This window comes from Facklamia sp. P13069 (genome assembly GCF_050409405.1).
Taxonomy (GTDB): Bacteria; Bacillota; Bacilli; order Lactobacillales; family Aerococcaceae; genus Facklamia.
In genome coordinates, this window is sequence record NZ_JBNUPN010000006.1 from 55,544 (window position 1) to 70,294 (window position 14,751).

At 31.3% G+C, this 14,751-nt stretch carries 11 protein-coding genes and 1 CRISPR repeat array (1 of these 12 running past the window's edge); all 11 genes read right to left on the reverse strand.

Annotation, left to right across the window (positions count from 1 at the left end; all coding sequences use genetic code 11):
- Positions 1 to 1,093: a CRISPR direct-repeat array (repeat unit 36 nt; unit sequence GTCTTATATCCATTCAAAACAACATAGCTCTAAAAC) (it extends 1,583 nt beyond the left edge of the window).
- A gap of 72 nt (positions 1,094 to 1,165) precedes the next feature.
- The 11 genes from csn2 to ACQV2T_RS02970 all read right to left on the reverse strand — a co-directional run bounded on the left by csn2 (position 1,166) and on the right by ACQV2T_RS02970 (position 14,657).
- Complete coding sequence (csn2, locus tag ACQV2T_RS02920; RefSeq protein ID WP_428873904.1) at positions 1,166 to 1,825, reverse strand: type II-A CRISPR-associated protein Csn2; 660 nt, start codon at positions 1,823 to 1,825, stop codon at positions 1,166 to 1,168.
- Position 1,826: 1 nt separating this feature from the next.
- Positions 1,827 to 2,159 carry a CRISPR-associated endonuclease Cas2 gene (gene cas2, locus ACQV2T_RS02925; RefSeq protein WP_428873903.1) on the reverse strand — a complete coding sequence of 111 codons (333 nt, stop codon included), beginning with the start codon at positions 2,157 to 2,159 and terminating at the stop codon, positions 1,827 to 1,829.
- Positions 2,149 to 3,021 carry a type II CRISPR-associated endonuclease Cas1 gene (gene cas1, locus ACQV2T_RS02930; RefSeq protein ID WP_428873902.1) on the reverse strand — a complete coding sequence of 291 codons (873 nt, stop codon included), beginning with the start codon at positions 3,019 to 3,021 and terminating at the stop codon, positions 2,149 to 2,151. Before cas1 ends, cas2 begins: the two co-directional genes overlap by 11 nt.
- A complete protein-coding gene (gene cas9, locus ACQV2T_RS02935; protein ID WP_428874705.1) occupies positions 3,021 to 7,001 on the reverse strand; it encodes a type II CRISPR RNA-guided endonuclease Cas9 in 3,981 nt (1,326 codons plus the stop codon). The genes cas1 and cas9 overlap by 1 nt, the downstream gene beginning before the upstream one ends.
- A 464-nt stretch (positions 7,002 to 7,465) precedes the next feature.
- On the reverse strand, positions 7,466 to 8,419 hold the full coding sequence (locus tag ACQV2T_RS02940) for a 3-hydroxyacyl-CoA dehydrogenase family protein (RefSeq protein WP_428892897.1): 954 nt from the start codon (positions 8,417 to 8,419) through the stop codon (positions 7,466 to 7,468).
- Positions 8,420 to 10,045: 1,626 nt separating this feature from the next.
- Positions 10,046 to 11,245 (reverse strand): hypothetical protein, encoded by a 1,200-nt coding sequence (locus ACQV2T_RS02945; protein ID WP_428881734.1) that lies wholly within the window; start codon positions 11,243 to 11,245, stop codon positions 10,046 to 10,048.
- Complete coding sequence (locus tag ACQV2T_RS02950; RefSeq protein WP_428893220.1) at positions 11,245 to 11,862, reverse strand: ATP-binding cassette domain-containing protein; 618 nt, start codon at positions 11,860 to 11,862, stop codon at positions 11,245 to 11,247. The genes ACQV2T_RS02945 and ACQV2T_RS02950 overlap by 1 nt, the downstream gene beginning before the upstream one ends.
- Before the next feature lie 565 nt (positions 11,863 to 12,427).
- Positions 12,428 to 12,835: a DUF2785 domain-containing protein gene (locus tag ACQV2T_RS02955; protein WP_428881732.1), complete on the reverse strand. Its 408-nt coding sequence runs from the start codon at positions 12,833 to 12,835 to the stop codon at positions 12,428 to 12,430.
- A gap of 6 nt (positions 12,836 to 12,841) precedes the next feature.
- A complete protein-coding gene (locus ACQV2T_RS02960; protein ID WP_428881731.1) occupies positions 12,842 to 13,222 on the reverse strand; it encodes a hypothetical protein in 381 nt (126 codons plus the stop codon).
- A 168-nt stretch (positions 13,223 to 13,390) separates the two neighbouring features.
- Positions 13,391 to 13,780, reverse strand: coding sequence for an ATP-binding cassette domain-containing protein (locus ACQV2T_RS02965; protein WP_428893225.1), 390 nt, complete (start codon positions 13,778 to 13,780; stop codon positions 13,391 to 13,393).
- A gap of 307 nt (positions 13,781 to 14,087) precedes the next feature.
- Positions 14,088 to 14,657, reverse strand: coding sequence for a hypothetical protein (locus ACQV2T_RS02970; protein WP_428893221.1), 570 nt, complete (start codon positions 14,655 to 14,657; stop codon positions 14,088 to 14,090).
- Positions 14,658 to 14,751: the final 94 nt, after the last annotated feature.

A 14,751-nucleotide genomic window follows, 5' to 3' on the forward strand; every position in this document is an offset into this window, starting at 1 on the left:
TGTCTTATATCCATTCAAAACAACATAGCTCTAAAACTCGGTAAAATAGTAAGGCGTTTAGTGATACGTCTTATATCCATTCAAAACAACATAGCTCTAAAACTATACACACAAAAAAACTACTTTAAAAAATGTCTTATATCCATTCAAAACAACATAGCTCTAAAACTCATAGTTGACATATTAAACAATGAAGCAAGTCTTATATCCATTCAAAACAACATAGCTCTAAAACACTCTCTATCTATTGTTCATTCTATCTAATGTCTTATATCCATTCAAAACAACATAGCTCTAAAACAAAATGACGAATTTTATTGGGACAGTCAAGGTCTTATATCCATTCAAAACAACATAGCTCTAAAACACTAATCCGTTCTTTGACAATTGAATAACAGTCTTATATCCATTCAAAACAACATAGCTCTAAAACAGCACCTAGCGTTAAACATAAAAGTTAAAAGTCTTATATCCATTCAAAACAACATAGCTCTAAAACGGGGGAATGTTCAGAGTTTTGTTAGCGGGAGTCTTATATCCATTCAAAACAACATAGCTCTAAAACAGTCAACTACGTATGATAATGCTTCTTTGAGTCTTATATCCATTCAAAACAACATAGCTCTAAAACCTAGCTTAGGTTGTTTACCATGCGTTTTTAGTCTTATATCCATTCAAAACAACATAGCTCTAAAACTATTGTTCTCAATGCGATGTTTTTCAATCTGTCTTATATCCATTCAAAACAACATAGCTCTAAAACTTTATACGTTCAATCAATCTATTAGATAGAGTCTTATATCCATTCAAAACAACATAGCTCTAAAACATTATGATAAACCACACAAAGCATATGATGGTCTTATATCCATTCAAAACAACATAGCTCTAAAACGCGTCCACGGATTTCTAAATTTTTAACTATGTCTTATATCCATTCAAAACAACATAGCTCTAAAACACCCGCTACAATAACACACAACTTATGCAAGTCTTATATCCATTCAAAACAACATAGCTCTAAAACTTATGCTTTACCTGGACCCATCGATGACCCGTCTTATATCCATTCAAAACAACATAGCTCTAAAACTCGCAATGCCTGGAGACCCTATTATGAAGCTATTTGTTTTTGCGAAAACTTCAGTTTTGAATGGGTAATTTTTTATTCTTCAAATTTATAAACATAATATTCTGAATCTATTACATATTGAGGGTATCCATATAACTTTCGTGGTTCTATAAAAAGTGTACGTAACCCATAACTAGTAATGTATTCAAATAAATCATGGACTTGATCTTGTGTTAAATAAGAAAGTGAATTGATAATGATTAATAACTTCTTTTTTTTCAAATAATTAACTACTTGAACTATATCATAAAAGCGTTCATTTATCGAGTGATAATCAGTAGCAATTGTCACATTAAATAACTTCAAAACTGCTTTTATATCCACTTCATTAGCTATTAAGTCTAGCTCTGAATCTATTAATACATCGTCTACTTGTACTAGTAATTGGTGCAGAGTTTGCTCTAATTGATTCTTTTTTTCAGGCGTCTCATTTAATTGATCTATTATATCTTGATAGATTATATTTAAGAAAGTGGTTGAATTAATTTGATACCCTAGTATATCTGTGATTATAACCATTTCATTGGCTTTTAAGTTATTGTTTTTATGGTCATAAAATTTTAACTCTGCCTCTTCAGTGTAAGAGTATATTTGTTCAATAATGTTTGAAAAAAGTTTGACCTCCTCAATTACCAATAGTGTAGGACATTCAATTAAAAGCGGTTGATCGAGCATTTTAAAATTAATCTTCACTCTAATCTCCCTCCCCTAAAATCACAATACGATCTGTTCGATTCGCAATGGATACGTCTGATTCTCCTACCAAATATATCATCCTTGAAAATTGTTTTTCAGTCACTGTTAAAAGTGTGACTAATCCTTCTTCTGGAATATGTTTTTTTAAACGATTAATTTGCGCCGCTTTAGCCGTTGAATTAAGTAAAATCTTACTATAAATTGAGTACTGATGCATAATAAAACCTTCATCAATTAAAAATTTTCTAAATTTACGATAGTCTCTTTTTTGCTCCAAACTAGCAACGGGCAAATCAAACATTAATAATAAACGCATAAATCTATAAGACATCTCTAAACTCCGGCTGCCTATTATCCTCCTCATTCAAAAATTTAATCGATCGTTTTGTATAATCGGCAATGATATTCGTTAAAAACATCTCTTGATCCCTATAAGCGAATGTTCGACTAAATATTTTAAAGAGCTTTAATTTAATCACTTTGAACTCTTCGCCTTGATACTTATAAACGATAGTATCAATTATTATTCGAAAGGGTTCCATTAAGTCACTTGCTAAATTAAATTCATTAAATTGATTATCATGTTTGATTCCTAATTGAGTTAAACAACCATTTTTTACAATTTCTCTAGCAAACATGCTTAAAATAAGGGTATACCCATAATCCAAGGCGGCATTAATAGTACTGGGATCTGTCCGTACAAAATCTGCTCCAAAAAGTGTGGTGAAATATAACCGAGAAGCATGCGCTTCTCGATTACTTTCATCAAAAGATAGAATGCCCTTACTAAAGTGTCTTAATGTTTCAGCTTTAGTATTAGCGCCTAGCTCCTGCAAAAAACTAGCCTGATTTAAAATTTTTTGTCTAATAATATTTCTCCATAGTTCATTTTTAAAAGAGACAGCCCACCTCATCTGTTTTTTCAATTGTAAGGAACTATCATGGCGTCCATAATAAGGTTGGAGCATACTTTTAGGTAGACGTTTTTCATCGCAAAAAACAACCAGTACATTATGATCAGCTAAATGTTTTAATAGCATCGTCGTTAGTGTAATATCAGTTGTTTCTAAAATAAGTATATCGATTTCTGACAAATGAATTAATTCGGTTGCTCGTGCACTTCGATAGTATAAATGGTGATTTTTATAGCTCAACTTGGAATGTGAGTTAACCACCACTGTCCGCCACGCCATTACAATTCCTCCAACTTTATTCTCGTTTCATAAAGACCAGTTATAGAATAGAATATTAATATAGATTCTTTTAAGCTTCCTAGAGTATACCTAACGCTAGACTGAGTTATATTTTCATCTAAAAAATTAAATGCAGCAGGTGCTCCATAAGAAACAAAAGTAAATAAAGAAACAATTGATTTGGCTAGGCCATTGATATCCTGACTCTTCTTCTGATAGATTGTTTCTAACCGTTTAGTAACTTTAGGTTTTTGGATATATTGATCAGCAAATCTAATAACCTCCTGGAAGATTAAATCAAACTTTTCTAAGTGATTATTTACATATTCTACACTTTCAGGATATTTACTTTCATCATAATGTTGAGCATGATAGACCATTGGCACTAAATGAGCAGATAGAACAAACTGATTACCTTTTTGAGCTTCTTGATGCGATGAAATCAAACGTCTTGCGCCCTCTTTTGTTTCGTAGAGTGTGTATTTCTTTAACACAAGGTATTCAGCGTCTTCTCGAAAGCCCTTGTCGCTTAAAAATTCTTTTGGAGATTGCTTAAACTTAGCTTTTTCTTGCATTGTTACGCCGATGAATTGCCATTTCTTCTTATCTTTTATTGCTAAAGTAAAGGCGGTTTTAGGGTTCAAATACCCTCCATATTTATTTATATCCAATCCTTCTTTTATTGGTATGAGTTTCTCTGAAGTCCCCTTAGGGTTTAACGTTTGTTTGTATAATTCTCCAGATTGTTCTTCTACTTTTTTGACGATATTCATCTGCTTTGAAGATAGCACTTTTTTAATTGTCTGCATTTCTTTATTTTTATCCCAAAGAACCTCGCCTGTCTTTTCGTCAATCACAAAGTCTTCCACAAAGAAATCAATCATCTGATCATATTTCATTTTTCGATAAGAAGCTTTGTTTTTAATAGAACTAGATTGATAAGAAAATTGACCATAGACCAAGTCACGTTTCACTCTTGGATTAACTTTCAAAATTTTATTAGCCACCACTGCATTTAAATATGCATCATGTGCATGATGATAATCGTTAATTTCACGAACTTTATAAAGATTAAAATCTTTTCTAAACCGACTTGCTAAAGTAGATTTTATGGTGACGATATCTACAGTTTTTTCAGCCGAAGAATCATTTAAAATCGTATCTAAAATATTAGCAACATATTTAGTTATCTGGCGCGTTTCTACCAAGCTTCGCTTAAGGAAACGTTCTTTTTCTTTCTCGCTCAATCCTCCTCTTTCGGCTTTGGTAAGGTTCGCTAGTTTCCGTTCGCTCATAAGTCCTGAGTTTTGTAAACGTTCCCAGAAACTTCGCTGTTTATCGACGATAGCTTTAGAAGGGACATCGTCCAATTTTCCCCTATTTTTTGCAGAACTAACAAGAACTTTATTATCAATCGAGTTATCTGTAGTAAAACTTCTTGGAATAATATGATCAATATCATAAAAAGATAAACGATGAATATCTAAAGGCTCTCCTGTATACATATCTTTCCCGTTTTGTAGATAATATAAATAGAGACGATCATTTTGTAAGGTTTCATTAACTATCGGTTGCTCTTTTAATAAATTACTACCAAAGTCCTTCAAGGCAGTCGTTAATTTATCTTCGCGTTTCTTAGATTGCTTCTTACCAAAAGCTGTCGTTTGATGTTCACGAGCCATTTCAACTACTACTGAATGAGGAGCGTATCCCATAATCCCTACCACTTCTTCTACAATTTTTAGAGATTGTAAAATTGATTTTTTTATAGCAGGCGAGCCTGGCAACTCATAAACCATATCCTCTAACGCTTGATCTTGTTCAATATTTTGAGCGCGTTCAATAGTCTCTTTAAAGCTAAGCGTTTCATCGTTAATTAATTGCATGAAATTTCGATTGTGATGGCGATCTACTCCATCATCATCCTTTAAATAGTCCATAATTGTCTTATGCGATTGCTTATCACGAATACCATCAATTAATTTTGCTGACAACCTTCCCCAACCTGAGTAATTTTTTCGAGAAAGATGCTTAATCATTTCTGGTGTTAAGTATTGATTAAATTGTTGCAATTGTGTTTTCTTCATCTTACGATCTTCGAAAATAGTCAGAATAAATATAATCTTTTCTAGCATTTGCGAAAGCGAGTCATCATCAAGTAAGGCTTGCATTCCTTCAATTTTCATAAAATCTAAATAGGTTGAATAACTTGCATTAAATCTTCCATCAATCCCATTGATTTCACTGGCTTTTATAGCCAACTCATTTATTAGAAATTTTTTTAAATTTTTCTCGCTGACAGAATGATTTTTCTTAAATAATTGATTAAAAATGGCTTCTTTTTCTTTTTTAGAAAAAAATTGAAGCCGTTGTCGCTCATCTTTATAGGAAACTTTTGTTAGTTCATTAAAAATGGCGAATTTTTGATACAGCAAACTTCGCTTAGGTAGTACCTTTTCCTCTGGAAGATAAAGGTCGTAGTTGGTCATTTTTTCAATAAAAGAAGTAGCAGATGCTTCTAAATTGACCACACTCTCAAAATTCCACGGTCTAACAGCTTCATTTGACTTTCTTGTCATCCATGAAAAACGATCTTCATTTGTTTTAGCAAGTGGCCCGACATAATAAGGAATTCTAAATTTGAATATCTGTAATATTTTATTACGGTTTTTGGCTAAAAATGGATAATACTTTTCTTGATGATTTAAGATAGCCACTAACTCTTCTTGATGGACTTGATGAGGAATACTTCCATTATGATAAGATCGTTGCTTTCTTAATAAATCCTCTGTCTCCATTTTATGAATAAAATAATCACTGCCCTTAATGTTTTTAATTTCAGCTCGAAGGTATTTATAAAACTCTTCGAGACTAGCTTCGCCGTCTATATATCCAGCATAACCTTTTTTTGTCTTATCCCTAAAAAGATTATAGTATAAACTCTTCGAATGATTTGCAACAAGGTCTTTAAGCTTTCTTAAATCTTCTTTATGTTCATTGTATTGACTTATCATATTATCAGAAAGGAGCGCATTTGTTTTTACACCACTCGGTTTCAAAACGCCTGCTAATTCAATAGCATCGTAAGTTGCCTTAGCCGTCGTAAATAATTCTAAATGCTCATCACCTATTTTTCCCAACAACTCTTCTAAATCCTCATTGTAGGTCTCTTTCGTTAGTTGCAACTCTGCTTTTTCTTCTAAATCAAAAGCCTTTTGAAAGTTTCCCTTATTTCCAACAATCAGATTTAAAAATTTTTCTAACGGGTGTGACGTTTTTATTTTTAAGAGATTTCTTACTCGTTGATTCTTAGCTGATCTAGCAATTTTTTCTTTAAAAATTAATTCAATTTGACTTGATTCCTCATCAGTTACTATTATTTTATCTTCTGGGAAAGCTTGATTAAACGTTTTAATAAATTGAAGCCATTGTTGTTTAATGGAAGTGTTTTTTAAGTCTAAGTCGCCTTCAATTAAAAAATGTCCACGGTATTTGATAATATGGGCGAGTGCCAAATAAACTAATCTTAAATCAGCTTTCTCGCTACTATCAGCTAAGTGTTTACGTAAATGATATATCGTTTCAAAGTTTAGGTGGTATTGTTTTTCCTCATCCATGTTTCCAAATATAGGGTATATGTTGTAAGGTTTGTCTTCGTCTGTAAAAAAGCTGTTGTCTAAACGTTCAAAGAAATTTTCATCCACTTCTTTTATCGCTTCAAAAAAAAGATCTCTTAAATATACAATTCGATTTCGCCGACGACGTAATCGCCGACGACTCGTTCTTTTCATTCGAGTATCTTCCGCAGTTTGTCCCGTATCAAAAAGGCGAACTCCCCAGAAATTCTTCTTAATTTTCTTACGATCAGTGTTGCCTAATATATTCATGTTTTTTCTCACAAGTTGGAGGTCTTCCGTTAACACAGCCCACCCTACTGATCCCGTCCCAATATCTAATCCAATCGTATAAGGTTTCTTCACTTAATCTCGCTCCATTTCATTGAGTTTTAGTATCATTTTTAAGATAACGGTTACATTATAACATAGCATTATATGAAAGAAGATAATTTTTTTAAAAATATTCAATTTTTCCAATAATAAAAAAATAATATAGAGCGTTGACACAAATGATTTTTATGTTATTATATAGATGTTGTATCCATTCAAAACAACATATGCGAGTTAAAATAAGGTTTAACCGAACCCAACTTATGGCGCTGTCTCGGCGCTTTTTTTTTAGCTAAAATTATGAAATTAACCACGCTAGAAGGTGAATTGTTTGTGTACAATGCGCTCATTCACTCTCTCATTCCATCTAAAATAGTAACCGCTTCTCAAGTGCTGCGAACACTCACTTTTGCAATGAACCTACTCTCTCCCCACAGAAAAAGCCCCCGCATCCGTTTAGGATGAAGGAGGATTTCTTATACAGTCGAGACGATCTATTAAAATTTATCATGGAGTTTAAGGATATCTAGCAACATTTCATCCCTATATTTTAATAAGGATTCCCGATCATTTCCAATTTCTTTTGGTCTATTTTTAAGCGATTCTGCGACCATTTTCGGAATTTTCTCCTTGGCTTCTTCGGGAATTTCAGTCCATGTAGCAAGGTCTTCTAACCAGCTTTCTAACGATGGACCGATATGTTTGAGGACAGCTTCAATTCCACCTTCTCCTCCGCCTAGTTCAAAGACAAGACCCGGTCCCATAATTCCCCAACGAATGCCTGGTCCAAAGGTAACTGCCTTATCAGCATCTTCCATCGATACTGCACCGTCTAAGACCATCGAGATAAGCTCTCTAAAAACAGTCGCTTGAATTCTGTTAGAAACAAAACCTTTTAATTCTTTATTCAATACAATCGGTTCTTTATTAGAAGACTTAAAGATTTCTTTAGCCACTTCAATCGCCTGATCACTCGATTTTTCGCCTTTAGCCAATTCAATTAGCGGAATCAAGTGCGGGGGATTATAAGGGTGTGCTCCGATAATTCGATCGGGTTTTTCAGCAAATTTAGCGATTTCTGAAATAAGCAAGCCAGAGGTTGAAGAACCCATCACTGCTTTTTCTGGTGCATATTTTTCAAAGTCTTTAATAAATCCTTGTTTTATTTCATAATCTTCAGGTAAACACTCTTGAACATAATCAACATCTTCTAGCGCTTCTTCTAAGTTTCCTGTATAAGAGATTCTGCTTAAAATTCTATCTCTTTCTTCTGATGTAAAAACATTTTGAGTAATTAGGGTATTTAAAGCATTATCAATATATTTTTTTACTTTTTCTTCTTCTTCTTCCCATTTGTTATAAGAAACTACATTATATCCTCCAATAGCAAAAACAATGGGGAAAGAACTACCTATCACACCACCAGCAATAACGGTAATCTTTTTATCCATATAAAACGCTCCTTTAAATACAAAAACCAACCCTATAACTGATTTCATTAACTAGTTATAAACAAGACTATGTTCCATATCGTTTTAACGAACAACCCCATTGAATGTCATTAGTTATCTCCTATCCTTTTCTTGAAGCCCCCTTCCTAAAGCAATTCATTAAAGCAACGAACTGTCAATCTATACACATTCAATTTATTGGTCTTCGTTAACAAATTTATCTTAGAATAAAAATAGAAGTCTTTCAAGAATTCTGAATTCGTTGTTTTTTAATATCATACCATTTAAAACACCCAGTCTTTTAAGGGTGATTTGAAAGCATTTTTACTGTCAATTACAATCCATATAAACTATCTTTATTTTTAATGACCATTTAAATTATAAGGAGACACTCTGTTGAAGATCAAAAAGGTTAAAAAAAATCTATTGTCTCCATTTTTCCTTCTTATTCATGCACTTGTATCCTACTTCAAGAGAACATTAACCTACTCATCGTTTTTTGACTATGTGATAGGTAGTGGAGTAATTTTTTATTATTCTTTCCATTGTATATTTCTTCGAAGACAAGACTATTAACTTGTTTGAACAGAATTAAAAATAGAAGCTTTCTTTGGATTGCTTCTGCGTCAAACAAGCGAATACATTCTCTATTCCTAGGCTTATAGTTTCTATTAATAGATCGAAGTACTCAAAGTATGGGTATTCAATCGTTTTAACGCCTATTATCGTATATTTCAAGCCTCAACGATTGAGTGAACATTTCAGCGACAGCGTTGTAATGATTTAGGACTAGTGGATACCAAAGGTTTCAAGTAAAAATTATTAAACACTTTCATGCTGAGTATAGCAAATGTTTAAACGTTTCTTAAATAAGGTGGACCGGAAGCGACAAAAGGGTTGAAAAATTGAATAATGTTGATCAATTACAGCTTAAAATAAATAAATAATTTAGCAAACGTACAATAATTCAGAAAGAATGTGCTGCTACAATTAATGTAAAAACAGTTGAAGAAATGAAACGTCAATGGAATATTAAAAAAATGTGCCAATTGGTCGCAATTTCCAAACCGCCCTTTTTTCGTTGGAAAACCACTTCTTTGTATTGAATCTATGGATAATGTTGTTCAAAAATAATGTAGACTTTTGTTTCAATTGCCTATCAAATATATTATATAGTTTAATATATTCATTCTTTTTTAGTATTCATTACTTATTTTCTTTTATTTTTTTCAAAATGAACTCTTTAATCTTTAAAGAAGTTCTTATTTCATAATCCTCAATTGAATGTTTAGAAAAATCTTAATTTAACCATTCAGCTACAAAGAATTTCTGGAATTGAATAAACAAATAAAGGTTTTGAAGTTGAAACATATTGTTACAGATGTTGGTTAAAAACACCGATCATTGTTTATGTTATTGTAGCAAGCATTGGCTTCTCTCATCCCTCATACACGCCCTCGACCTAAAACGATTGAAACCTTCCTTAAAGGAAGGTTTCAATCGTTTTAGGTCTTCTATTATTCCTTATCCTAGCACTCGTTAATATAATGCTCCCATCTTTTTAGACAAAGACTTACATTGTTAACTGATTCCTATTAAACTATTTTATGAATCTATAAGGAAAGATTATAAACTTTCATCTTTGACTCCTTTGAAATTACTTAGCTTGCTACTTCTTTTAAATTCTATTATAAATATAACCGCAACGATTATTAAGATACAAAAGATATTTGATAGAATACCGCTATTAAAATTTAAATGACTTATTTCTATTTGGTTATTTATTTGTCCGGTCACGACAGCAACAGATTGCATATAATTATACGGTATTAAATGCGCCACTTTTTGCAAGGGAACCAAAATATACGACAAACTCATACTTCCTAAAATAACAATCAGAGCCACAAACACTGTAAGCATCTTATCCTTAAATACCATTGCTATTAAGTATATGGTCGATATAACTGTAATAATTGATACCAACTGTAGAATCAGAGCGTTTGAAATTAAACGGCTCATTGCAATCCAACTGGCTGCTAATTTTTCACTGTAAATTAATATTGGATAATTAAAAGAGCCCTTATCAAAGAATAGACTGGCTAGGATATAAGCGAGTATAAGAGTTAGGAAAAATATGGTAGAAGAAACCATACTACCGATAGCGGTATTTCGTATAAATCTTTTGAAATAATTATCTGGAATCAATCGATAGATCATTAGTTTATCATGAAAAGCAGAAGCAAATATTTGTGAGAGAATAAAAACAATCAGAAAGGTAAAGAGAAAGGGCATATACTCATTCCATATAGAAAACATAAAAGTTGCTCCAAATACTGGCTGGATATTATCAGCTTTTAATTTGTGAGCTGACAGATAGTTATAAAATTTTTCATCACGTTTCAAAGCTTCCATGATTTCTTGATACGAAGACCCATAAAATTTTGAATTTCCTTCTACAATTGAACTCGTGTTAGAAATTTTATTAGCCATCATAGTGTAAGCTTCCTGATAGTTCTTCTGTTCCAATGCATTCAGAATCTTTTTATTATTTTCTTTTAAATCTTTCGCATTGATTAAATTCTCTTGATCAATCGAATTTATTTGCTCGTTTGTTTCATCTTGACCATCAATTAAACTATTGATTTCTGCAATATCTTTATCAAATTTAACGTTTTCTTCAATTAAAGTGTTTTTTAGAGAAAAATAATCAATGGATTTATAATTTAAAAACAAGATGGTAGCTATACTCAAAAGAAGAATAAGTAGTGGCATAACATTTAAACGGCTTCTTAATAATTTCTTAATGAAGAGCATTACTTCCATCATTACTTTTCACCTTCTTTCAATTGTTTATCTTGCAAATAAACGATAGAATCACAAATGATCCTAAGATCTTCAAGGTAATGGGAAGTTATAATGATTATTTTATCTTTTTCTCGGTTTTTCTTTAATAGTTCAAAAAACATCGTTCTGGAATCACTGTCTAATCCGTTCAATATTTCGTCCATTAAATAACATTCTGCGTCACTGATTAAATATAATGCAAAAATCAATCTTTGCTTCATGCCTTTGGAATACTTTCGAATAGGCACATTCACAAAATTATCGATGCGACATAAGTGAACAATCTCTTCAGTATTTAAAGAAGATTCCCATTTTAACTGAACAAATTTTAAATAATCCATGCCAGTTAAGTTTTGATCCAGCCATTCAATATCTTCTAAATAAAAGAAATTTTTTCTTTGATTATTTACGGCTTGATTATTAAAACGAATCTCACCTTTATTAATTTCTTTTAACCCTGCAATGGAACGAAATAAAGTCGTCTTACCTGCCCCATTTGGAGCAACAATTCCATAAATAAATCCATTTAAAAAATTATAGGATGCATTTTCTAATACCGATAGCCTCGTGCTAATTGATACATTTTTTAAAGAGAGCATAATTTCCTCCTATCAATTATAATTTAACATTTTGTCCATGTTGCTGTATTAATATAAAAATGTCAATTCTTACTAGAACAGGTAAAAGTAAAAATATTTCTATCAAACTAGTAATACTTCAATACTCTGAATGAAGGTGCAGCGATCGCCACTTGAGGACGAGCAATCCCAACAAAAGAAATTATTACTAATTAAGATACTAAACTTCTTTTAAAAAAAGATGCATTTTTTGTTTAATGCCTTAGAATCTTTTAAATTTTAAAGGTTTTAAAAAATATAACTAAACTGCATCTAGCTTCTCAGCATCTAATATCGTTAATTTCAAATTTAACACATATATTGTACCAAATAGTTTAAACATAATCAATAAGCGCTTACATTTGGATTGAAATTGTTCACATTACATATTCGATACGCCATGCTAAAATTTATATAAAGATAATTTGAAGTTAGAAAACTAACACCAGTTTAGAGTGTATCTCTCGCTTCTTGATAAACATTCTGCAGAATTTGACCCTATACGGTTATTATAATAAGTTCTGCCTTTTAATGTTTAAATGGTTAATTAGCTGTTTATAGGATCATACAAACATTTTTTTAGTTCATCACTAGCAAGACCTAACTGATCTAATTCAATATATATTGCCATACAAAATGAACGAAATGCCGACCATTGGTAATATTCTTTATTATTTCTTCGCGGAAACTTTTCTCGGTTAATCCACACTTTGAATTTATCCTCTTGTAAAATGTTATGAACAAATAATTCTTTAATAATATAGGCTAGACGGTCCTCTTCATCATCCACCGGTTTTATTTCTATCTTTCTAAAGTAGTTCATAATCGCTTTCCAGATAGCTTCCAGATTCGTTTTATTAAATAAAGGGTGTTTAACGATTGCAACCATTAGATCTGCAGCATGTGCAAAGGTGTGAACCCACCCAAAACGATCAGCATATCCCGAAAAATCCAACTCTTTTTAAAAGTAAGTCAAGGTATCATTTTCAATTTTTTTAAACGCTTCTTTTTCTAAAAGTTTATAGTATATTGAGCCTTTTTCATTGTCGTATGTAACAATTAAGGAGAGAAGTAATAAGGAAAAAGACCGTTTTAAAGTAGCTTCCCCTTTTTTATCAATTTCAAATAAAATAAAATCTTTCTCTAACAATTGGTCAATCATATACCTAACTTGATCTATTGAAAATAATTCTTTTGCCATTCCTCTGACAAAAGTCCTATAGATTAATTTATCTCTACTTTCTGAGTTAGGATGACCTCTATTATTAATTAACCATTTTATTTCATCCAAATTATAGTTTTGTGAATTAAACTTCATCTTCTCTAATAACTGTTCTTGCATTACTGAGCTCCTTTTATAAGCTATACTCCTTATATTTTGTAGAGGTAAAGTTTAAATGAATTAGATTTTATAAAGACACACTAAATTTTTAGAAGGAAACAATCTCAATTCTCAAAACTTATGTATTTTACTCTAGGTAAATATAACTCTTTAAGACGGCTTCCCATTTTATAAATAAATAACTTCATCAAATAGGTTTAAGTAATCAGGATTCGTATTATGACTGACTAATATAATTGTTTTATCTAATTGCACTAATTTTTTAGTGAGATCGATTTCGAGTTCAGAATTCATCGCGGAAAATGGTTCATCCATTAATAAAATAGGCATTTGAGAAAGTATAGCTCTTTGCAATTTGATCATTTGTTTCTGACCACCGCTAAGTTGACTACAATTATCACTCTTTAAAATTTTATTTTTGTGCTTTTCAGGTAAACTAATTTCTTCTTTTATTGTAAAACTATCAAATAGTGTGACATTATTAGCATAATTAACCGAAAAAACATTAGAAAATTGACTATTATAAAAATGATTTCTCTTAATTGACGATAAGACAATTCTCTATTATCAATCAATATTTTTCCGTCCAAAGGTTGGAGATTACCAAATAGTATATTGAGTCAAGTGGACTTTCCTTTTCCACTTTCTCCAACTATTAAATACTTCATGTCTTTTTTAAATTTCATGTCTTAAAAAAACGAATGGATTCATTCATTTCCAATCGCCATGTGTTTTATTATATTTTTACCTTGCTTATCAAGTAGGGCTTCTTATCCTATCCATCTTTCCTTTCTGATTTTTGGTACAAAAAAGACGATAGATTTTAATTTCTATCGTCCTTTTACGATAATTACCCTACTTGAGTTTATATGTTTTTATCTATCAACTTTTGATTTGCTGCTAATAACTCTTCATAATAATCATTATATGCTGGACTAAATTTTCTCATCAAAGGAATAGCTTTTTCATAATAACCTGAATCTTGCATATGCTTCTTCATTTTTTCTTGAATACGATATATTGGGTTATTTAGATAAACACTACTTTCCTTAAAAGACTGATATCTTTCTAACATTTCTTTGTTTTCCTCTAACCATTCGTCTGCATTATAAATAGCCTTTGTTTTTTCCTCATTTACCTCTTCAATGTCTGTTAGTGAAATGGTTTTTGATGCTTGGTCTATTGCTATCTTCTCATCTTCATCTAACTCAAAGTCAGGCATAGTATCTAAAAATTCAATATAGTCTTCATAATATTTTATCTTATCCTCTTTCAACGTATCTGTTAAAAAAGCTTTGTATGATAAAAAGAAAATTTGACCAATATATCCAGGAAATGCTCTTACTAACTTAGAATAAATCGATTCCTGTTGATCGATTAAAATCAATTGTTCTTTTACAGTGTTTATATCTAATCCCTCAAGGAGTAGTTTCAATATTTCAACTTTTCTGTTATCTAATTGTGATTTTATTTCTCTATCTCGAATGATAGTGGCTAACGATGACTTATTGGGTTCTTGTAAAACACCT

Excerpts from the sequence above, each read along its gene's own strand:
- cas2 (WP_428873903.1), bottom strand. The coding sequence starts at position 2,159 with ATGTCTTATAGATTTATGCGTTTATTATTAATGTTTGATTTGCCCGTT.
- ACQV2T_RS02940 (WP_428892897.1), bottom strand. The coding sequence starts at position 8,419 with ATGGATAAAAAGATTACCGTTATTGCTGGTGGTGTGATAGGTAGTTCT.
- cas1 (WP_428873902.1), bottom strand. The coding sequence starts at position 3,021 with ATGGCGTGGCGGACAGTGGTGGTTAACTCACATTCCAAGTTGAGCTAT.
- ACQV2T_RS02945 (WP_428881734.1), bottom strand. The coding sequence starts at position 11,245 with ATGATGGAAGTAATGCTCTTCATTAAGAAATTATTAAGAAGCCGTTTA.
- ACQV2T_RS02950 (WP_428893220.1), bottom strand. The coding sequence starts at position 11,862 with ATGCTCTCTTTAAAAAATGTATCAATTAGCACGAGGCTATCGGTATTA.
- ACQV2T_RS02960 (WP_428881731.1), bottom strand. The coding sequence starts at position 13,222 with ATGCAAGAACAGTTATTAGAGAAGATGAAGTTTAATTCACAAAACTAT.